Annotated in this window: 19 protein-coding genes; 11 read left to right on the forward strand and 8 right to left on the reverse strand. The window is 42.6% G+C overall.

Features of this window, described 5'->3' with window-relative positions:
- Nucleotides 1–4: 4 nt before the first annotated feature.
- The 3 genes from aat (at nt 5) to infA (ending at nt 1,938) form a co-directional block, all read left to right on the forward strand.
- Nucleotides 5–733 carry a leucyl/phenylalanyl-tRNA--protein transferase gene (gene aat / locus ACAX20_RS07760; RefSeq protein WP_371185169.1) on the forward strand — a complete coding sequence of 243 codons (729 nt, stop codon included), beginning with the start codon at nt 5–7 and terminating at the stop codon, nt 731–733.
- 156 nt (nt 734–889) lie between these two features.
- Complete coding sequence (locus ACAX20_RS07765; protein WP_371185171.1) at nt 890–1,606, forward strand: arginyltransferase; 717 nt, start codon at nt 890–892, stop codon at nt 1,604–1,606.
- A 113-nt stretch (nt 1,607–1,719) separates the two neighbouring features.
- Nucleotides 1,720–1,938, forward strand: a complete 219-nt coding sequence (infA, locus tag ACAX20_RS07770) for a translation initiation factor IF-1 (protein ID WP_011043571.1) — start codon at nt 1,720–1,722, stop codon at nt 1,936–1,938.
- Nucleotides 1,939–2,037: 99 nt separating this feature from the next.
- Here the strand turns inward: infA and ACAX20_RS07775 are convergent, their stop codons facing one another.
- The 3 genes from ACAX20_RS07775 to nhaA form a co-directional block, all read right to left on the reverse strand.
- Entirely contained in the window at nt 2,038–2,376 is a 339-nt protein-coding gene (locus ACAX20_RS07775; protein WP_371185173.1) for a zinc ribbon domain-containing protein YjdM, read from the reverse strand.
- 140 nt (nt 2,377–2,516) lie between these two features.
- The gene (locus ACAX20_RS07780; protein WP_371185175.1) at nt 2,517–2,927 is read right to left on the reverse strand and encodes a hypothetical protein; all 411 of its coding nucleotides are present in this window, start codon (nt 2,925–2,927) and stop codon (nt 2,517–2,519) included.
- Nucleotides 2,902–4,110, reverse strand: a complete 1,209-nt coding sequence (gene nhaA, locus ACAX20_RS07785) for a Na+/H+ antiporter NhaA (RefSeq protein ID WP_371185177.1) — start codon at nt 4,108–4,110, stop codon at nt 2,902–2,904. Before nhaA ends, ACAX20_RS07780 begins: the two co-directional genes overlap by 26 nt.
- A 143-nt stretch (nt 4,111–4,253) precedes the next feature.
- On the opposite strand from nhaA, the gene nhaR reads away from it, so the two are divergent.
- Nucleotides 4,254–5,159 carry a transcriptional activator NhaR gene (gene nhaR, locus ACAX20_RS07790; RefSeq protein ID WP_371185179.1) on the forward strand — a complete coding sequence of 302 codons (906 nt, stop codon included), beginning with the start codon at nt 4,254–4,256 and terminating at the stop codon, nt 5,157–5,159.
- 81 nt (nt 5,160–5,240) lie between these two features.
- Here the strand turns inward: nhaR and ACAX20_RS07795 are convergent, their stop codons facing one another.
- Nucleotides 5,241–6,407, reverse strand: coding sequence for a multidrug effflux MFS transporter (locus tag ACAX20_RS07795; RefSeq protein ID WP_371185181.1), 1,167 nt, complete (start codon nt 6,405–6,407; stop codon nt 5,241–5,243).
- Nucleotides 6,408–6,581: 174 nt separating this feature from the next.
- On the opposite strand from ACAX20_RS07795, the gene ACAX20_RS07800 reads away from it, so the two are divergent.
- A complete protein-coding gene (locus tag ACAX20_RS07800; protein ID WP_371185183.1) occupies nt 6,582–7,907 on the forward strand; it encodes an IS4 family transposase in 1,326 nt (441 codons plus the stop codon).
- 39 nt (nt 7,908–7,946) lie between these two features.
- Here ACAX20_RS07800 and clpA read toward each other — a convergent pair whose 3' ends face one another.
- On the reverse strand, nt 7,947–10,214 hold the full coding sequence (gene clpA, locus ACAX20_RS07805; protein ID WP_371185185.1) for an ATP-dependent Clp protease ATP-binding subunit ClpA: 2,268 nt from the start codon (nt 10,212–10,214) through the stop codon (nt 7,947–7,949).
- A 100-nt stretch (nt 10,215–10,314) separates the two neighbouring features.
- Nucleotides 10,315–10,635, reverse strand: coding sequence for an ATP-dependent Clp protease adapter ClpS (clpS, locus tag ACAX20_RS07810; protein WP_371185187.1), 321 nt, complete (start codon nt 10,633–10,635; stop codon nt 10,315–10,317).
- 265 nt (nt 10,636–10,900) lie between these two features.
- On the opposite strand from clpS, the gene cspD reads away from it, so the two are divergent.
- Nucleotides 10,901–11,113: a cold shock domain-containing protein CspD gene (gene cspD / locus ACAX20_RS07815; RefSeq protein ID WP_371185189.1), complete on the forward strand. Its 213-nt coding sequence runs from the start codon at nt 10,901–10,903 to the stop codon at nt 11,111–11,113.
- 370 nt (nt 11,114–11,483) lie between these two features.
- Here the strand turns inward: cspD and ACAX20_RS07820 are convergent, their stop codons facing one another.
- Complete coding sequence (locus tag ACAX20_RS07820) at nt 11,484–13,712, reverse strand: NADP-dependent isocitrate dehydrogenase (protein WP_371185191.1); 2,229 nt, start codon at nt 13,710–13,712, stop codon at nt 11,484–11,486.
- Nucleotides 13,713–14,172: 460 nt separating this feature from the next.
- Between ACAX20_RS07820 and ACAX20_RS07825 the strand changes: the two genes are divergently transcribed.
- The 5 genes from ACAX20_RS07825 (at nt 14,173) to purB (ending at nt 18,702) form a co-directional block, all read left to right on the forward strand.
- The gene (locus tag ACAX20_RS07825; RefSeq protein ID WP_371185193.1) at nt 14,173–14,898 is read left to right on the forward strand and encodes a pseudouridine synthase; all 726 of its coding nucleotides are present in this window, start codon (nt 14,173–14,175) and stop codon (nt 14,896–14,898) included.
- An 18-nt stretch (nt 14,899–14,916) separates the two neighbouring features.
- On the forward strand, nt 14,917–15,366 hold the full coding sequence (locus tag ACAX20_RS07830) for an NUDIX hydrolase (protein ID WP_371185195.1): 450 nt from the start codon (nt 14,917–14,919) through the stop codon (nt 15,364–15,366).
- 165 nt (nt 15,367–15,531) lie between these two features.
- Nucleotides 15,532–16,659, forward strand: a complete 1,128-nt coding sequence (gene mnmA, locus ACAX20_RS07835; protein ID WP_371185197.1) for a tRNA 2-thiouridine(34) synthase MnmA — start codon at nt 15,532–15,534, stop codon at nt 16,657–16,659.
- Between the two features lie 29 nt (nt 16,660–16,688).
- Nucleotides 16,689–17,306 carry a high frequency lysogenization protein HflD gene (gene hflD, locus ACAX20_RS07840; protein WP_371185199.1) on the forward strand — a complete coding sequence of 206 codons (618 nt, stop codon included), beginning with the start codon at nt 16,689–16,691 and terminating at the stop codon, nt 17,304–17,306.
- Between the two features lie 28 nt (nt 17,307–17,334).
- On the forward strand, nt 17,335–18,702 hold the full coding sequence (gene purB, locus ACAX20_RS07845) for an adenylosuccinate lyase (protein ID WP_371185201.1): 1,368 nt from the start codon (nt 17,335–17,337) through the stop codon (nt 18,700–18,702).
- A gap of 63 nt (nt 18,703–18,765) precedes the next feature.
- Here the strand turns inward: purB and ACAX20_RS07850 are convergent, their stop codons facing one another.
- The gene (locus tag ACAX20_RS07850; RefSeq protein WP_371185203.1) at nt 18,766–20,091 is read right to left on the reverse strand and encodes an IS4 family transposase; all 1,326 of its coding nucleotides are present in this window, start codon (nt 20,089–20,091) and stop codon (nt 18,766–18,768) included.
- Nucleotides 20,092–20,211 lie beyond the last annotated feature (120 nt).

Consider the following 20,211-nt stretch of genomic DNA (forward strand, 5'->3'; position numbering starts at 1 on the left):
GTAAGTGAGCCAACCGTTGTGTGTACTTGATGATACCGTGTTGGCTTTCCCTCCTGTGCATTTGGCGCTTAATGAGCCTAACGGTCTATTGGCCGTGGGAGGCGATTTAGCGCCAGAGCGCATTATCACTGCTTACAGCAATGGTATTTTTCCCTGGTTTAGTGATGGCGACCCTATCCTTTGGTGGTCTCCCGATCCGCGTGCTGTGATCAACATAGACCAGCTTCATATAAATCGAAGCTTACGTAAGTTCTTGAAAAAATGTGATTATACAGTCAGTGTTAATCGCGCGTTTAATGATGTTATTGGCAAATGCAGTAACGCACCGTTTCGTAATGACGACACGTGGATTTTGCCATCAATGCAGCAAGCCTACCAACGCTTACATCAATTAGGCTATGCTCATTCGATTGAAATCTGGCAAAACAATCAGTTGGTTGGTGGTCTTTATGGTGTGGCCATTGCCGGCCTATTCAGTGGCGAGTCGATGTTTTACCAACAAACCAATGCCTCTAAGCTGGCACTCATTGCGTTAGCTGAGCATTTGCAATCGATTGGTGTTAATTTTATCGATTGTCAGCTGCAAAACCCGTTTTTAGCGTCAATGGGCGCTGTCGAGATCTCACGTCAAGCGTTTCTTAGCCTCAAGCAACACGCTCTTGCAGCACAAATACCTAACGACTTTTGGCAATCTAAGGCCTTAGCGACAAGCGTTTTAGAACAATATTGCTAAACTCTGCTGGCGCTGAAAGACAAACTTAATAGAGCGTTGTCTCTGGTCTTTAGATCAACGATACTAACAACCGCCCCATCATTGACGAATTTATGATAAAATCAACAAGGTATGGTTATGATTTTTAACGTCACCAAATGAATATTGCAGTAACTTATGTCAGAATCGAAAAAGTTTTTTCAGTTTGGTATTACCCGTCCGTTTGATTGCAATTATCTAAACGACAAACAAGAGCGGTTGATTGTCGTCACTAACGTTGATGATATTAACAGCGAAAACTATCAACGTTTAATGCTCAACGGATTCCGTCGCAGTGGCGATCAAGTATATCGCCCCCATTGCGTTAATTGCCGAGCGTGTGAGTCATTACGGATACCGGTCTATTTGTTTAAGCCGAGCCGTAGCCAAAAACGGCTATTAAATAGCAACAAAGATCTTGATGTTCGTATCGCTTTACATCCTAAAGAAGAATATTTTGAACTGTATCAACGTTATATTGATACCATTCACCGTGATGGTTCAATGTACCCTGCCAATAAAGAGCAATACGAATCCTTTATTTTTTCACACCATGTTGAACAACTGTTTTTAGAAGTACACTTACATAATCAGTTGGTCTCTGTCGCCGTTTGCGATAACTTACCTCATGCATTATCGGCCTTGTACACGTTTTATGATCCGCAGCTACAAAAACGCTCATTAGGAAAGTTTTCAATTCTTCAGCAAATTGTATTAGCGCAAAAGCTTAACAAACACTATCTGTATTTGGGCTATCAAATTGATGCATGCGCGAAAATGAATTATAAGAATCAATACTATCCGCACGAACGCTTAGTCGGTCAAACATGGCATAGATTCACCGAAAAATCGTAGAAATAATGAATAATATTAAAATTGTTTGCGCTATTCCTTTACAAATTGACCAGTTTTCGGCATTATCTCGTCAGCAAAATTTATCCATTTATATGAATGAGGTTTAACGCCCAATGGCGAAAGAAGAAAATATTGAAATGCAAGGTACGGTGTTGGACACACTACCAAACACTATGTTCCGTGTAGAACTTGAAAACGGTCACGTTGTAACAGCTCACATTTCTGGCAAAATGCGCAAAAACTATATCCGTATTTTGACAGGCGATAAAGTAACCGTTGAATTAACGCCTTACGATTTATCAAAAGGCCGAATTATTTTCCGCGCTAGATAATCTCGATAGAGCCAATTGGTCACACTGACTAGCTTTATCGGTTACAAAAACAAAAAGCCTCGCAATGCGAGGCTTTTTGTCTTCAGCGTTGATGATCGGTTATGCCTTTTTGACAAACTTAGCCGTTATCATCATCTCGCCTGCACCATCGACTTTACAGTCAAGTTCATGGTCTTTTTTATCAAGAACACGCCTAACAACCGCTTTTGTGCCGATCTTAAGTACCAAAGAGCTGCCTTTAACCTTAAGGTCTTTTACAAAGGTAACTTTATCACCATCTTGTAACAAGGTGCCGTTGGCATCATAAACAGTTGGCTTGTCTTCGTCGACAACCACCTCTGACGGGTTCCATTCATGACCGCATTCAGGGCAGATAAGTTGATCTTGATCCGGGTATACGAACTCGGATTCACATTTTGGGCAAGGAGGAAATGACATAAATTTTTAAAGGATTGCTTTCGAGACTCTAATGGTAAACCCTTTATCATAAATTTACGAGGACTTTTATCGCTTGGCAAGCCGACGATATCACCTTGCATAATACCTGAACTCGGCCTACCTAAGACAATAATCAATACTTAGCTATTCAATTTACAATCATAATGTTGTTTAAGATATTGGGCAAACTGACTGGTGATATCTTCTTGAACCTCTTCAATAGTCAGGCTATCACTAAATTGCGAAGCAATTGTTGCCACATCTAACTGCTGTGGAATACAAATGGCGGTTTGTTGATTGTGTTGTAAACGTCGGTAACTGCCTCGCGTGGTGTATGCACGTTGCTCATAATCACTTGCTAATTCGTTAACCGAAAAATGACTAATATTAGCCGTTTTGCTGGCAAGATAGCCTTCGACGATGCCTTGGATATAAATTTGGCACATTTGCTCTTGATCAGGCGCACGACACAGCGTGCGTGCGCCATCACTTATTGCAGTCAACGGATAACATGTGAGCGCTAAGCTAACGAGTAGAGTGGTGTGTCTCATAATAAATCTCCCTGGTTGATTGTTGTGATATTTTTATCATCCAACCACCCCACAATGCTGCCAAGATAGATGATATCAATACGCCAAGTTTTACTTGGTCATAATAAATCGAATCGGCTCCTTCAAATGCTAACGAACCAATAAATAAACTCATGGTAAAACCAATACCGCATAATACCGACACGCCATATAGTTGCATCCAATTTGAACCACGCGGTAACTTAGCCAGCCCCAACTTAATCACCAACCAACACGCGCCGAATACCCCCAACTGCTTACCGATAAACAGACCAGCAATAATCCCTAAGGTCATCGGGTGTAGCAGATGTTCAACGCTGATCCCGTGTAAGCTTATCCCCGCATTAGCAAACGCGAATATTGGTAAGATGGCAAAAGCAACCCATGGTTGTACGGTATGTTCCATATGCAATAACATCGGCTTGCCCCATTTATTGTTCACATTTAACGGTACAAACAAGGCGATGACAAACCCGGCTAATGTTGCATGAACCCCTGATTTGAGTACCGCTACCCACACCATTAAGCCAATAAGCAAATACGCTCGCTGACGGGCGACGTTGTGACGATTACAGAAAAACAACAGCACTAACCCCAGTGCCGCTATTAACAGTGACGTTGTCGATAGATCTTGAGAATAAAATAACGCAATGATGATAATGGCACCAATATCATCGAATATTGCGACCGATAATAAAAATAACTTTAACGATAATGGAACTTGCTTGGCGAATAAGCTGAATATACCTAATGCAAAGGCAATATCGGTCGCCGATGGCACTGCCCAGCCCGCTATCGATTCTGGATTTTGCCAGTTAAACCCCAGATACATAAGTGCCGGAAATATAATACCCGCAAAGGCTGCAACCGCCGGCAAAACGATTTGATCTTTGCTTGATAAATGGCCCTCAATGATTTCCCGTTTGACTTCAAGACCGATTAAAAAGAAAAAAATTGCCATAAGCCCATCATTAATCCACAACAGTGATGGCTTAGCGATGGCAAACTCGCCTACTTTGATGGCAATGGGAAAATTGAGAAAGTCTTTATATAAGTCGCTCAGCCCCGTATTAGCAACAATCATTGCCATTAAAGAGGCTAAAACCAATAACACCCCACCTGCGGCGTCATGGTTAACCATTTGTCGGAAATCTTTTTTAGTCATACATCTCCTACGTTAAGCAAACAACGATTTTATACAGTACGAAACTTTGCTATAAATTAATATTCGAATTATACGTATTTCAACATCGATAAAATCGAATTAGAATTTTTGCTATAAAACAATAACTCACGGCGGCTAAAACGATGAAGCAACTAAATTATAATCATTTACATTACTTTTATCTGATTGCAAAAGAAGGCAGCATTGCCTCAGCCAGTAAACGCTTGCATCTAACCCCACAAACACTTAGCGGCCAATTGTCGACCTTAGAAAGTTACTTGGGTAGACGCTTATTCGATCGCCACGGAAAACGTTTATTGTTAAATGATCAGGGGAAAAAGGTGTACGCATACGCCGATGACATATTTAGCCTCGGCAATGAGCTATTACAAAGCCTTGAACCAGATCATCAACATCAAAAACTGACTTTTGCCGTTGGCGTAACCGACGTATTACCCAAGGCACTTATTTATGAGGTGCTCAAACCAGCGTTTGAACAGGATTTTGCAATAAAAATGATCTGTCGGGAGGGTCGACTAAAACAATTGTTAGCCGACTTAGCGCTGAATAAAATTGATGTCATTTTATCTGACAGTCCTATACCCGTAGGCCATAAGGTTAAAGCCTACAGTTTCAAAGCGATTGATAGTGGTATCAGCTTTTATGTTGCCAACAACCAACTCACATCGCTAAAAGGTGATTTCCCACAGAATCTACAGCACCAAAAATTATTAATACCAGGGGCACAATCATCACTTAAAAACGCGTTATTATCATGGCTTGATGATAAACAACTGTCACCTAACATCATTGCTGAGTTTGATGACAGTGCGTTGATCAATATCTTTGGTCAAGCAGGGTTTGGCATTTTTTGCACCCCGACATTAGTAGAGCAATACATAGTAAATAGCTATCCTGTAACAGTCATAGGCCGAACAGAAGAGATTGGTGAGCAACTATATATCATAAGCAACAAACGCAAAGTGACGCACCCTGCTCTTGCAGCCATTAAGCAACAGTTTTATCAAAATGATCACCCATCGTCTTAAATAACAACGTCGTTGGCTATGGCAGTTTTAACCGATGCTAAACTTGCCTGTTATAAGGTATTAGTCATTGCATCACAGCTGCTATGAGATAAGTCGTCGTTGCATGCTGGGGATGAGCCAAATCAGCATAAATACGATAAAGCCACACATTAACAACGCAACTTGTGCTGGAATAGGTAGCGGCAGTTGTTGTACAACACCGACCAACACGGCACTGCCTGCCATTTGTAAAAAGCCTAACATTGCTGATGCTGTGCCCGCTTTTTCTGCAAAAGGCGCGAGTGCTTGACCAGCACAGGTGCCCATCAGTAACGAAAAACCAACTGAGCTGAACATGACTGGGATCATAAATGCCCAGGCCTCCTTAATACTAAGTAAACCGTACATTAATATGCCGCCGAACATAAGCACGGTAAAAGCAATATGTAAGGTGAACGCAACCCCCCAGCGTGTCAGTAACTTGGGTGCTGTTAGACAAGCGATAATATTAACAACGGCATTTAAACTGAACCAAAAAATAAACTCATCTTGGTTTTGCTGCAAAGCCACCATTAGCCACGCTGGTGAGCTACTCACATAAGCGATGATCACCGCCATTGCCAACATGACAGCTAACGCGTGAAATACAAACATACGGTCTGTTATGACACTTTTATAGCGAGCCATAGAAAATAACGTAACCTGTGTAGGCTGTTTAGTGGAATTCGTCTCTTTTAAAAACAACGCAACTAAGGTACCCGCTCCAACCGCATAAGCTGCCATAAACGAAAACGTACTGCGCCAGCCGTACTCATGTGCTAACCAACCACCTAAAATAGGTGCTAGCGCTGGAATGCAACATATGACACCATTGAGATAGCTGTACATCATGCCACTTTGTACGGCATCAAAGCGGTCTCGTACAATGGCAAATGCACTGACAACAATGGCGCACGTACCTAAGCCATGCACAAACCTAGCAAATAAATGCCAACTTACGGTGTCGGCAGCAACGCAGGCCAAACAAGCAATAAAGTAAATAACAATGCCAATCATAGCGATTGGCTTTCGGCCGTATTTATCGGCAAGTGGTCCAGCAATTAACTGACCACAGCCCATCGCCAATAAAAAGCCACTGACGCTCCATTGCAATGTAGTTAGGCTAGTTTGTAAGTCGTTGGCCATGTCAGGCATAGCAGGCAAGAATATATCAATGGCTAACGGACTAAATACCACCATTAACATCAACACAGGTAAAAATGACAACATAAGGATTGTTTCTCAGCATATATACTTGATGCGCTCACGTAAGTGTAGGCTTTCAAGCGAAAAAAAACGGAGCCTAAGCTCTAATGCCGATCAGTTAGGCATTATTAAAAGGATCAGTTGAACGATCCGCACAGTATGTAAAAATCCGATAAACATCGTTTATCGGATTTTTTTATGCACGTATCTCAGGCTCTAGACATCATCAACAACTTCAAGCCCAATCAAGTTGAAACATTGGCAGACATGCTGCCGTTAAAACTCATCGAAGAGGCCTATCAGCTTTCGGATACTGTGACGCTGAGAAAGCGAAAGTTAACTTTAGAATCTATGGCATGGTTACTTGTCGGTATGGCTATTTATAACGACAAGTCTATGGCAGATGTAGTAAACATGCTTGATATTGTTGATAGAGAAGGTAAGCCTTTTGTTGCTCCAAGCGCGCTCACTCAACGTCGAAAGGATTTAGGAGAGGCGGCTGCCAAAGCTTTGTTTGAATGTACGGGACGTCATTGGTATGAACATGCAAAATTACCGACGTGGAATGGGCTAACGTTGTTAGGCGTAGACGGGGTAGTTTGGCGGACAGAAGATACGCCACAGAATAATGAATCCTTCCTTAAGCCAACTAACCGTGATGGTCTTGAAACCCAGTATCCACAAGTACGTATGGTCTGCCAAATGGAATTAAGCAGTCATTTAATTACCGGCAGCGCATTTGATTGTTATAGCGTGAATGAAATGGTACTGGCCCAGCAATTAATTGAAACGACACCAGATAATAGTCTGACCCTATTTGACCGTGGTTTTTACTCGCTTGGCTTGCTGCACAAATGGCAAACAACGGGGACTGAACGCCATTGGCTTATACCGTTAAAAAAGAATACTCAATATGAAGTTATACGTAAGTTAGGTCGTCAGGATAAGCTTATCAAACTGACAAGCAATCCCCGAGCGAGAAAACTATTTCCTGAGTTACCAAAAGAGCTTATTGTCCGACTGATATCCAGAACGGTAAAGGGAAAGCAATATGATGTGCTTACATCCATGGTTGACCCTATGCGCTATCCTAGTGCGGACATAGCCGATTTATATAGTCATCGATGGGAAATTGAACTTGGCTACAGGGAGCAGAAGCAATATATGCTTGGCAACAGATTGACATTGAGAAGTCGTCTACCCGAACTCGTCAAACAGGAGCTCTGGGGCGTACTGTTAACCTATAACCTCATTCGGTATCAAATGGTCCAGATGTGCTACAGTCTCAAAGGCGACTATTTACCGTATCAGCTCAGCTTTAATGGCGCGCTTGCTCATATTATGAGATTGCTAGTCGGTCTTCCTTACTCATCGCCAGGCGCAGTTCCACAGCACCTTAAAAGCTTCTATAGTATGGCTGGAAGCCTCATATTAGAACCGAGGAGACAAAGAACATTCCCAAGGAGTGTAAAAAAACGACCTAGTCGTTATCCTAGAAAAAACAATGCCGCTCACCTTAAGTGAACGGCATTAGAGCCTAAGCTCCGTTTTTTCATTTCATCGCTAGTGTGACACTAGCTCTTTTTTCGGTTCATAGGTAAACGTTAACGTCTGCTTGTCTTTGCCAACATCGACTCGGGCGATCCCCCCCTGCATCAACTCTCCGAACAACAGTTCGTTAGCCAATTGCTTTTTGACCTTCTCTTGAATCAATCGCGCCATCGGACGAGCACCCATCGACTTATCATAGCCATGCTCTGCTAACCAAGCCCGAGCACCATCGCTAATTTCAAGCGAGACACCTTTGGTATCTAACTGGGCTTGAAGCTCAACAATGAATTTATCAACGACTTGCTCAATAACACGACTGTGCAGGTGGTTAAACCAAATAATCGAATCCAAGCGATTACGAAACTCTGGCGAGAACACACGATTGATCTCACTCATCGCATCATGAGAATGATCTTGTTGTTGAAAACCTATTGATTTTCTCGTTGTCTCTTGTACACCAGCATTAGTCGTCAGCACCAAAATAACGTTACGGAAATCGGCCTTACGACCATTGTTATCCGTTAATGTACCGTGATCCATGACTTGCAATAAGATATTGTAAATATCGGAATGCGCTTTTTCGATTTCATCCAATAATACGACCGAATGTGGGTGCTTAATGACGGCATCGGTAAGCAAGCCACCTTGTTCATAGCCAACATAACCTGGTGGTGCACCAATTAAACGTGATACCGCGTGTTTTTCCATGTACTCCGACATATCAAATCGCAGTAGTTCGATCCCCATTTGCTTGGCTAACTGCTTTGTTACTTCGGTTTTACCAACACCAGTTGGCCCAGAGAATAAAAACGAGCCTATCGGCTTGTCTTCCTGACCTAAACCTGCGCGGTTTAAGCGGATCACCGAAGTTAAACCATCGATTGCTTCGTTTTGACCGAAAACCACCATTTTTAAATTGCGATCGATGTTCATCAAATTATCTTTCTCAGTCGACGATACCGATTTTTCCGGAATTCGAGCAATGTGCGCAACAACGGTTTCAATGTCGGTAACATCAATATCTCGTTTGCGTTTATCTGCCGCGAGTAATTGTTGTTTCGCGCCCGCTTCATCGATAACATCAATAGCTTTATCAGGTAAAAAACGATCGTTAATATATTTACTCGACAACTCAGCAGCCGCTCGTAATGCACTGTTGCTGTATTTCACACCGTGGTGCTGTTCATACTTTTCTTTCAAACCTTGCAAGATCTTTGTGGTCTCATCGATACTCGGTTCCACCACATCAATCTTTTGAAAACGACGCGCTAAAGCACGATCTTTCTCAAAAATACTGGCAAATTCTTGATACGTCGTCGAGCCCATACAGCGCAACTTACCTGATGATAGCAATGGTTTGATTAGATTTGACGCGTCCATCATGCCACCTGATGCAGCGCCTGCACCAATGATGGTATGGATTTCATCGATGAACAGAATCGCGTGCTTATCTTTTTCCAATTCTTTTAACAACGATTTGAATCGTTTTTCAAAATCGCCTCGGTATTTGGTGCCTGCTAATAAGGCCCCCATATCGAGAGAGTAAATGGTAGCGTCGCTTAACACTTCCGGCGCCTTACCTTCAACAATTTGTTTGGCTAGCCCTTCGGCAATGGCTGTTTTACCAACACCAGCCTCACCAACTAATAACGGGTTGTTCTTACGCCGGCGTGACAATACCTGAACGGTGCGCTCAAGCTCTTGGGTTCGACCAATCATGGGATCGATTTCGCCATTTTTTGCTAAAACGTTTAGGTTCGACGCATAGGTTTCGATGCTTTTCGCTTCTTCAGCGTTATTGGTACCTTGCTGCTCAATAGCCGATACCGGATCATCTGATGGTGTGTTTTTGGAAATGCCGTGAGAAATATAATTAACGATATCAAGTCGAGTGATACTCGACTTTTTCAGAAAGTAAGCTGCTTGAGATTCTTGTTCGGAAAAAATCGCCACCAGTACATTAGCGCCGTTTACTTCCGATTTGCCAGATGACTGCACATGAAATACGGCACGTTGTAGCACACGCTGAAAGCCAAGCGTTGGTTGTGTCTCGCGCTCTTCGTCACCAGCTGGGATCACGGGGGTTGTCTCACTGATAAAGTTAAGCAATTCCGTTTTTAGCTTCGAAATATCGCCACCACATGCATCTATGGCTTCAACAGCCTCGGGGTTTTCCAGCAACGCCAACAACAAATGCTCCACCGTCATAAATTCATGACGTGAATCCTTTGCTTGACGAAACGCTAAATTCAGCGATATTTCTAAATCTTTATTCAACATAGGCGTACTCCTGATACTACCAACCTGTAATAAACATTCCTTTGTCACACGCGCATTTTGCTGCTGTGCTTGAAATGTTGTTACATCCTATCATTTGACGTTATACCTTTTCCATCGTACACATTAACGGGTGCTGGTGCTCTCGTGCATAACCTGCAACTTGATCCACCTTAGTTTCCGCAACATCGGCAGTAAAAATGCCACAACTTGCTTTACCCTTATAATGTATTGTAAGCATGATTTGTGTGGCTTGATCACTATCCATGTTAAAAAATCGTGTCAAAACATCTACAACAAAGTCCATTGGCGTGTAATCGTCGTTCAACAAAATTACTCGGTACATCGATGGACGCTTTATATCTTGCTGTTCATCTTCCAGTAATTGTTGATCTGTGCCAATGTCTTCTTTGACCTTTCCCATACTTTACTATAGCCCTATGTTTCGCTTATGGAGAACAGTTTTTTCAAAAATTATTAAAAAAAACCAATAATTTATCTTGACTAATTACACAGATTATCTAAATTTTTACATATGGCTACTTTTTAGCCATAACTTGTGGATTTCACTGCGAATATCACAAGAACGATCTATACAGCGCTCGTTGCCGTCTCACGTTGGCAATTATACGCTAGCCAGATCGTAAATCATAACAAAATACCAAATGGGAAAGAAGGAAGTTAGAAGTATGGCACACGGCACAGTAAAATGGTTTAACAATGCCAAAGGGTTCGGTTTTATTCGTCCGGAGGACGGTGGCGAGGACATTTTTGCTCACTACTCGACGATTCAAATGGACGGATACAGAACGCTTAAGGCAGGACAACCTGTCGATTACGAATTAAACCATGGTCCAAAAGGCCAACATGCAGCAAGTATTACTCCTGTTGAAAATGAGTAAGTAACACCGATTGGGCAATGCAAATTAAGCGTAGCGCTTAATTTGTGCCCTTCCCAATAACCTTTCAGTGCGATTTTCTCGTGCAAGCATGTCTCTAACCGCTCGTCTTTTGCAAACGCTGTTTATACCACACGTTTATTTATGCCGAAAAATACCTTGTATTAACGCCTTGCGACAACGCATGCAAATGGTGCTAGCTTAAATCGTGGTGCGTAGATATTATTTGAACTAGGACGCAGCATAACTGCTGATCATATGACATAAAAAAAGCTGAGATCAGTCTCAGCTTTTTACCATTTCGCTACCTTTTACATAGATATCTAACAACATCGTATGTCGTCAAATATCCGCGCCAGTTGGCTAGATAGAATTAAAGTGATGCGATTGCGTCGTTAAACGTTTTACTAGGACGCATTGCCTGTGATGCTAACGCATCATTTGGCTTGTAATAGCCAGCAATATCTTTCGACTCACCTTGTGCTGAGTTCAATTCTTCAACGATGCGCGCTTCGTTTGCTGTTAATGTTTCAGCAAGTGGTGCAAAGCGTGATTTTAGCTCTGCATCAACATCTTGTGCCGCTAACTCTTGCGCCCAGTACATCGTTAGATAGAAGTGTGAACCACGGTTGTCAATTTGGCCTAACTTACGTGCCGGTGATTTGTTTTCAGCTAAGAAAGTCGCCGTTGCAGCATCCAGTGTATCTGCTAACACCTGGGCTTTTTTATTGCCATTTACATTGGCTAAATGCTCAAATGATGCAGCCAATGCTAAGAACTCACCTAACGAATCCCAACGCAAGTAGTTTTCTTTTTCAAACTGTTGTACGTGTTTAGGTGCAGATCCGCCAGCGCCTGTTTCAAATAAACCACCACCGTTCATTAATGGCACGATAGACAGCATTTTCGCCGACGTACCAAGTTCTAAGATTGGGAATAAATCAGTAAGGTAGTCACGTAAAACGTTACCGGTTACTGAAATCGTATCTTCACCATTTTTCATGCGTTCTAACGAGAACATGGTTGCTTCAACTGGTGCAAGAATACGAATATCTAAACCATCCGTATCGTGATTTGGCAAGTATGCGTTTACCTTTTTGATTAACTGTGCATCGTGAGCACGCGCTTCGTTTAACCAAAATACCGCAGGCGTGTTGCTTAAGCGAGCTCGATTAACCGCTAATTTTACCCAATCTTGAATTGGTGCATCTTTTACCTGACACATGCGCCAGATATCGCCTTGCTCAACATCGTGCTGCATTAGCACATTACCGTGCTCGTCTTCAACGCGCATAGTACCGCTTGCTGCTACTTGGAATGTTTTATCGTGTGAACCGTACTCTTCAGCTTTTTTGGCCATCAAACCAACGTTAGGGATAGTACCCATGGTACGTGGATCAAACGCGCCGTGCTCTTTACAAAAATCAATCGTCGCTTGATACACACCGGCGTAACAACGGTCAGGAATTACAGCAACAGTGTCTTGCAATTCGTCGTTTTTATTCCACATACAACCTGATGAACGGATCATAGCAGGCATTGACGCATCAATGATCACGTCAGATGGTACATGCAAGTTGGTGATCCCTTTGTGTGAATTTACCATCGCTAAATCTGGGCGTTGCTCGTATAGCGCTGCGAAATCCGCTTCAATTTCAGCTTGTTTTTCAGCTGGCAATTCACCAATCTTAGCAAATACATCGCCAATACCGTTGTTTACATCAACACCTAATTGTTCAAATAATTCTGCGTGTTTTTGTAAAACATCTTGATAGAAAACCGATACACAATGACCAAAGATAATCGGATCCGATACCTTCATCATGGTTGCTTTCATGTGCAATGAAAATAGAATACCTTGTTGCTTAGCAACGTCAATTTGCTCTGCTAAGAACGCGCGAAGTTTATTCTTATTCATACAAGATGAGTCGATGATTTCGCCATCTTCTAAGGCTAAGTCTGCTTTAAGCACTGTATCGTTGCCGTTAACATCACGATGAATGATGTTCACTTTTGTCGCATTGTCAATCGTCACCGATTGCTCTGAACCAAAAAAGTCGCCCTCAGTCATGCTCGCAACGTGCGACTTTGAGTCACTTTGCCACTCACCCATTGAGTGCGGATTGTTTTTGGCGTACTGTTTTACCGAAGCCGGTGCACGGCGATCCGAGTTACCTTCACGAAGTACCGGGTTTACCGCAGAGCCAAGCACTTTTGCGTACTGTGCCTTAATTGCTGCTTGTTCGTCGTTCTTTGGCTCTTCAGGGAAATTAGGTAACGCGTAACCTTGTTGTTGCAATTCTTTAATGGCTGCTTGCAATTGTGGAATAGACGCACTGATGTTTGGCAGTTTAATGATGTTCGCTTCAGGCTGCTTTGCTAACTCACCAAGTTCTGCAAGTGCGTCAGAGACACGTTGCTCTTCTGTTAAGTACTCAGGGAAGTGCGCTAAAATACGACCCGCTAAAGAAATATCTTTGGTTGATACATCAACACCAGCAGTCGAAGCATAGGCTTGCACGATAGGTAGAAACGAGTGAGTCGCCAGTGCTGGCGCTTCATCAGTGATGGTATAAATGATGTTAGAATGTTCCGTAGTCATGTGATTTCCTATTTGTTCTAGTCACCTAAACAAGTGACGGCATTCTTATAATGTCCTAAACAACATGATCCTGACAGATAATGCCGAAGCTCTGTCGCTTAGTTGGAATCTTGTTAGTGGCGAGGCAACTATACTGTATTGATGCGACACATCAACTCGTACCAGTCACTGTTGCCACGCTTTAGCGTAACGCTAATTTTATAGTACTTTGAAGACTATACAATGAATTTAAAGAGCATTTATTCTAATTAAATCCGACCGCTAGTATATCAACATCAATACAATTAACCTAGTCATGTAAGTGATATACACTATTCATTCTACTTATCTTATGAATATGTCATAATGATGGCTAGTCACAATTTGCAACTGTACCTATGCTCTATTAATAATGATTATGGGCCGCCTGGTACAGCATTGATTTAAGCCACTTTAGCAAGTCACGTTGATTTCTACATTAATGAATAGATCAAAACCTCAACACAGTAATCGAAACTCGACTTCGTCTTTTCGCATCAATAAAAAACAGCCCCGTAAACCGGGACAAGGTTATGGTAGCGACACCACCAGGGCACCCAAGTCAAAACAACACGGTAAGCAAAGCGATTCAAGGCCGCCCATTACCGAACAGATTGTCGTGCTTTTTAACAAGCCGTTTGACGTACTGACTCAGTTTAGTGACGATCAACATCGTAAAACGTTAAAAGATTTTATCGATGTTAAAGATGTCTACGCCGCTGGACGGTTAGACAAAGACTCTGAAGGCTTACTGGTGTTAACCAACGATGGTAAGCTACAACACAAATTAGCCAACCCTAAGCACGACAAACAAAAAATCTATTGGGTTCAAGTAGAAGGTGATGTTGATGATGAGGCCATCAGTGCTCTGCAACATGGGGTTACACTCAAAGACGGCCCAACGAAACCCGCCAAAGTACAACGGATTTCTGAACCAACTATCTGGCAACGCATACCGCCAATACGTGAGCGAAAAAATATTCCCACGACGTGGCTAGAGATCACGTTAAGTGAAGGTAGGAATCGACAAGTCAGGCGTATGACGGCCCATGTGGGCTTTCCAACTTTGCGCTTAATTAGAAAAAGTGTCGGTCATTATCAGCTGGGCGATCTGCAACCAGGACAGTATCGTATTATCCGTAAACAATTAGCCGATAAAATTCGTTGATAAATCAAAAGGCAGGCCATGTCCCAATTTAAACCAAACGCCACTATCGCAGCCATCATTCATTGCAATAACAAGTTTTTACTTGTTGAAGAAATTGATAATGGCAAACGCGTACTCAACCAACCTGCAGGGCATATGGAAGCCGGTGAAAGTATTGTTCAAACCTTTGAACGAGAAGTACGCGAGGAAACCGGATTACAACTTACTGCCGATAGCTTGTCAGGCATTTACTACAATCACCGTGCTGATCTTGATATTTACTATTTGCGCTTTGCCTTTGTGGTAGAGCTCGCCGAGCAAGTTCAGGGCACACCAGAAGACAGTGATATCATCACCACGCACTGGTTAAGCTACCAAGAAATCATCGACAGAGCGGACGAAATGCGAAGTATCATGGTTAAAAAATGCATCGATGATTACCTTACAGGGCAGCGTTATCCACTCGATATTCTAAAAAATCATTTATAGTGTTAACCGGTCGATTTAACATCACTTTGCGTTGTTGACGCATTAATAGGCCCATAACAAACAACTTTACGAAAATTAACATAGAAACCTAGAAAATTTAATGTCGTTTTAAGCTTTGTATGTTAAAATGCGCGCCATTTTTACTAGCCGTGGAACTATATCTCCTTGAACAGCGACTCAAATACAGATAACAGCCAAATTAAAGTTATCGTCGGTATGTCCGGCGGTGTTGATTCATCCGTTTCTGCCTACTTGCTTAAACAGCAAGGCTATCAGGTAGAAGGCCTTTTCATGAAAAACTGGGAAGAAGATGACGACGATGAATACTGTGCTGCAGCAGAAGACCTAAAAGACGCGCAACTTGTTTGCGATAAGTTAGGGATTGAATTGCACACCATTAATTTCGCTGCTGAATACTGGGATAACGTCTTTGAATATTTCCTTGAGGAATACAAAGCCGGTCGCACACCAAATCCTGACATCATGTGTAATAAGGAAATTAAGTTCAAGGCATTTTTAGAATTTGCTTGTGAAGACTTAGGCGCGGATTACATTGCGACTGGTCATTACGTGCAACGTCGTCAAAACGACAACGGCCAATATGAAATGCTACGTGGTCTGGATAACAACAAAGACCAGAGTTACTTCTTATATACCTTAAGTCATGAGCAAGTCGCCCGCACTCTATTTCCAGTAGGTCATATTGAAAAGCCAGAAGTTCGTGCAATCGCTGAACGTGAAGGTCTTGTGACCCACGATAAAAAGGACTCGACTGGTATTTGTTTTATTGGCGAGCGCAAGTTCCGCGATTTCTTAGGTCGTTATTTACCAGCGCAACCTGGTAAAATTGAAACGGCTGAAGGCAAAGAAGTTGGTGAACACCAAGGATTGATGTACCACACGTTAGGTCAACGCAAAGGCTTATTAATTGGTGGTATGGCGGATGCCGGTGACGAACCATGGTACGTTGTCGATAAAGACTTAAAACGTAACGTGTTAATCGTTGGCCAAGGTAAAAATCACCCACGCTTATTCTCAACCGGATTAATCGCTTCACAGCTTCACTGGGTTGATCGTCAAGCTGTGAACATCGGCCAAAGTTTTAGCTGTACAGTAAAAACGCGCTATCGCCAAGCCGATGTGGCGTGTACCGTAACACGCGTTGATGAACAAAACTACCGCGTAATGTTTGACCAGCCGCAAAGCTCAGTAACACCAGGTCAATCAGTGGTATTTTATCAAAATGAGGTTTGTCTTGGTGGTGGTATCATCGACACCTTGATCCGCGAATAAATATAAATAACAACATAAAATCGGACGCAATGAGTATTGAACAACAATCGTTAACGTTTGCAGCAATATGTCAAGCTGCAGCAATGGTACAAGGTATTGCTCGTAAAAATCATTTAAATGACGAGCAGTTTGCTCTGATGCTGAACAGTATCATCAACACCTCGCCTGATAACACACTTGATGTCTATGGTGGTGACGTAGCGAACCTAACTGACGGCCTAAAACTGATTGCCAGTCAGTTAGGTGATACTAATGCGGCAAAAGACCCTGAAATCACTCGCTATATTGTCAGCATCTTAAATATTGAACGCCGCTTAGCTCGTAACAAGCGGGTGATGCAACAACTTGGTGAACGTATAGAACAGTGCCAGCGTCAGCTACAACATTATGCGATTGACTCTGATGTGATGCAAAATGCATTTGCTAGCATCTATACCGATCTCATCAGTCCGCTTGCTCCGCCTATTCAGGTAGCGGGCGAACCAACAATTTTAAAACAACAAGGCAACCAACACCGAATTCGCGCACTGTTACTCGCAGCAGTTCGTGCAGCGGTATTATGGCGCCAAGTTGGTGGTAAGCGACGTACCATACTATTTAGTCGCCGCAAGTTCGTCGCTGCGGCACAACAACTCTTAAAATATTAATATCAACCTATCATTTTTGGGATAACCTATGGAACTTTCAAGTATTAGTGCAATTTCACCGGTAGACGGTCGCTATGGTAGCAAAGTTAAGGCCTTGCGCCCTATCTTCAGCGAATTCGGTCTGATCAAATACCGTGTCACAGTTGAAGTGCGCTGGTTACAAAAACTTGCTCAAACGGCTGAAATTGCTGAAGTACCAGCTTTTTCTGACGAAGCAAATGCCGTATTAAACGCCATTGTCGAGAACTTCTCTGAACAAGACGCTGCGCGTGTTAAAGAAATTGAAGCGACCACCAATCACGATGTGAAAGCGGTTGAATATTTATTAAAAGAAAAAGTTGCTAACAACGCTGAGCTTGCTGCGGTATCTGAGTTCATTCACTTTGCTTGTACCTCGGAAGATATCAATAACCTATCTCATGCGTTAATGCTTAAAGAAGCACGCGAGCAAGTTATTTTACCCGTTATGGACGAAGTTCTAGCTGCGTTGAAAAAACTGGCACTAGAGTACCAATCAATTCCAATGATGGCACGTACTCATGGTCAGCCAGCTAGCCCTACAACCATGGGTAAAGAAATGGCCAACGTTTACGTACGCTTATTACGTCAACGCGATCAAATCGCTAACGTTGAGCTATTAGGTAAGATCAATGGTGCAGTCGGTAACTACAACGCGCACTTATCAGCATACCCAGAAGTAAACTGGCACGAGTTCTCGGAATCATTCGTAACATCACTAGGTATTACCTGGAATGCGTTTACCACACAAATCGAGCCACACGATTACATCGCTGAATTATTTGACGCGGTAGCGCGTTTTAATACCATATTAATCGATTTTGATCGTGATATTTGGGCATACATCGCCCTTGGTCACTTCAAACAAAAAACGGTTGCTGGTGAAATTGGTTCTTCAACCATGCCACACAAAGTTAACCCGATTGATTTTGAAAACTCAGAGGGTAACTTAGGTATCGCTAACGCCCTATTCGCTCACCTAGCGCAAAAGCTACCTGTTTCTCGCTGGCAGCGTGACCTGACTGACTCAACGGTACTTCGTAACCTAGGTGTTGGTTTTGCACACTCTTTAATTTCTTACCAAGCGACGTTGAAGGGTATTAGCAAGTTAGAAGTTAACGAGAAGTCATTAGCAACTGAGCTGGATCAAAACTGGGAACTGTTAGCTGAGCCAATTCAAACAGTAATGCGCCGTTACGGTATTGAAAAGCCATACGAGAAACTAAAAGAACTTACTCGTGGTAAACGTGTTGATGCTGACTCTATGCGTGCATTTATCGATACCCTAGATATGCCACAAGACGCTAAAGATGAGCTGAAAAAGCTAACACCTGCTAGCTACATCGGTCGTGCAATCGAGTTTATCGCTGAAATCTAAGCATTAATTAAACGCCCGTTCGCGGCAAACTATGTAAAAGCCCAGCAAATGCTGTAATGCCGTTCACTTAAGGTGAGCGGCATTGTTTTTTCTAGGATAACGACTAGGTCGTTTTTTTACACTCCTTGGGAATGTTCTTTGTCTTCTCGGTTCTAATATGAGGCTTCCAGCCATACTATAGAAGCTTTTAAGGTGCTGTGGAACTGCGCCTGGCGATGAGTAAGGAAGACCGACTAGCAATCTCATAATATGAGCAAGCGCGCCATTAAAGCTGAGCTGATACGGTAAATAGTCGCCTTTGAGACTGTAGCACATCTGGACCATTTGATACCGAATGAGGTTATAGGTTAACAGTACGCCCCAGAGCTCCTGTTTGACGAGTTCGGGTAGACGACTTCTCAATGTCAATCTGTTGCCAAGCATATATTGCTTCTGCTCCCTGTAGCCAATTTCAATTTCCCATCGATGACTATATAAATCGGCTATGTCCGCACTAGGATAGCGCATAGGGTCAACCATGGATGTAAGCACATCATATTGCTTTCCCTTTACCGTTCTGGATATCAGTCGGACAATAAGCTCTTTTGGTAACTCAGGAAATAGTTTTCTCGCTCGGGGATTGCTTGTCAGTTTGATAAGCTTATCCTGACGACCTAACTTACGTATAACTTCATATTGAGTATTCTTTTTTAACGGTATAAGCCAATGGCGTTCAGTCCCCGTTGTTTGCCATTTGTGCAGCAAGCCAAGCGAGTAAAAACCACGGTCAAATAGGGTCAGACTATTATCTGGTGTCGTTTCAATTAATTGCTGGGCCAGTACCATTTCATTCACGCTATAACAATCAAATGCGCTGCCGGTAATTAAATGACTGCTTAATTCCATTTGGCAGACCATACGTACTTGTGGATACTGGGTTTCAAGACCATCACGGTTAGTTGGCTTAAGGAAGGATTCATTATTCTGTGGCGTATCTTCTGTCCGCCAAACTACCCCGTCTACGCCTAACAACGTTAGCCCATTCCACGTCGGTAATTTTGCATGTTCATACCAATGACGTCCCGTACATTCAAACAAAGCTTTGGCAGCCGCCTCTCCTAAATCCTTTCGACGTTGAGTGAGCGCGCTTGGAGCAACAAAAGGCTTACCTTCTCTATCAACAATATCAAGCATGTTTACTACATCTGCCATAGACTTGTCGTTATAAATAGCCATACCGACAAGTAACCATGCCATAGATTCTAAAGTTAACTTTCGCTTTCTCAGCGTCACAGTATCCGAAAGCTGATAGGCCTCTTCGATGAGTTTTAACGGCAGCATGTCTGCCAATGTTTCAACTTGATTGGGCTTGAAGTTGTTGATGATGTCTAGAGCCTGAGATACGTGCATAAAAAAATCCGATAAACGATGTTTATCGGATTTTTACATACTGTGCGGATCGTTCAACTGATCCTTTTAATAATGCCTAACTGATCGGCATTACAGCAAATGCTGGGCTTTTTTTTCATA

The sequence above is a fragment of the Thalassotalea sp. Sam97 genome (genome assembly GCF_041379765.1).
Lineage (GTDB): Bacteria > Pseudomonadota > Gammaproteobacteria > Enterobacterales > Alteromonadaceae > Thalassotalea_A > Thalassotalea_A maritima.

Coding starts and splice junctions, on each gene's coding strand:
- ACAX20_RS07765 (WP_371185171.1), top strand. CDS start 890: ATGTCAGAATCGAAAAAGTTTTTTCAGTTTGGTATTACCCGTCCGTTT.
- infA (WP_011043571.1), top strand. CDS start 1,720: ATGGCGAAAGAAGAAAATATTGAAATGCAAGGTACGGTGTTGGACACA.
- ACAX20_RS07775 (WP_371185173.1), bottom strand. CDS start 2,376: ATGTCATTTCCTCCTTGCCCAAAATGTGAATCCGAGTTCGTATACCCG.
- ACAX20_RS07780 (WP_371185175.1), bottom strand. CDS start 2,927: ATGAGACACACCACTCTACTCGTTAGCTTAGCGCTCACATGTTATCCG.
- nhaA (WP_371185177.1), bottom strand. CDS start 4,110: ATGACTAAAAAAGATTTCCGACAAATGGTTAACCATGACGCCGCAGGT.
- nhaR (WP_371185179.1), top strand. CDS start 4,254: ATGAAGCAACTAAATTATAATCATTTACATTACTTTTATCTGATTGCA.
- ACAX20_RS07795 (WP_371185181.1), bottom strand. CDS start 6,407: ATGTTGTCATTTTTACCTGTGTTGATGTTAATGGTGGTATTTAGTCCG.
- ACAX20_RS07800 (WP_371185183.1), top strand. CDS start 6,582: ATGCACGTATCTCAGGCTCTAGACATCATCAACAACTTCAAGCCCAAT.
- clpA (WP_371185185.1), bottom strand. CDS start 10,214: ATGTTGAATAAAGATTTAGAAATATCGCTGAATTTAGCGTTTCGTCAA.
- clpS (WP_371185187.1), bottom strand. CDS start 10,635: ATGGGAAAGGTCAAAGAAGACATTGGCACAGATCAACAATTACTGGAA.
- cspD (WP_371185189.1), top strand. CDS start 10,901: ATGGCACACGGCACAGTAAAATGGTTTAACAATGCCAAAGGGTTCGGT.
- ACAX20_RS07820 (WP_371185191.1), bottom strand. CDS start 13,712: ATGACTACGGAACATTCTAACATCATTTATACCATCACTGATGAAGCG.
- ACAX20_RS07825 (WP_371185193.1), top strand. CDS start 14,173: ATGAATAGATCAAAACCTCAACACAGTAATCGAAACTCGACTTCGTCT.
- ACAX20_RS07830 (WP_371185195.1), top strand. CDS start 14,917: ATGTCCCAATTTAAACCAAACGCCACTATCGCAGCCATCATTCATTGC.
- hflD (WP_371185199.1), top strand. CDS start 16,689: ATGAGTATTGAACAACAATCGTTAACGTTTGCAGCAATATGTCAAGCT.
- purB (WP_371185201.1), top strand. CDS start 17,335: ATGGAACTTTCAAGTATTAGTGCAATTTCACCGGTAGACGGTCGCTAT.
- ACAX20_RS07850 (WP_371185203.1), bottom strand. CDS start 20,091: ATGCACGTATCTCAGGCTCTAGACATCATCAACAACTTCAAGCCCAAT.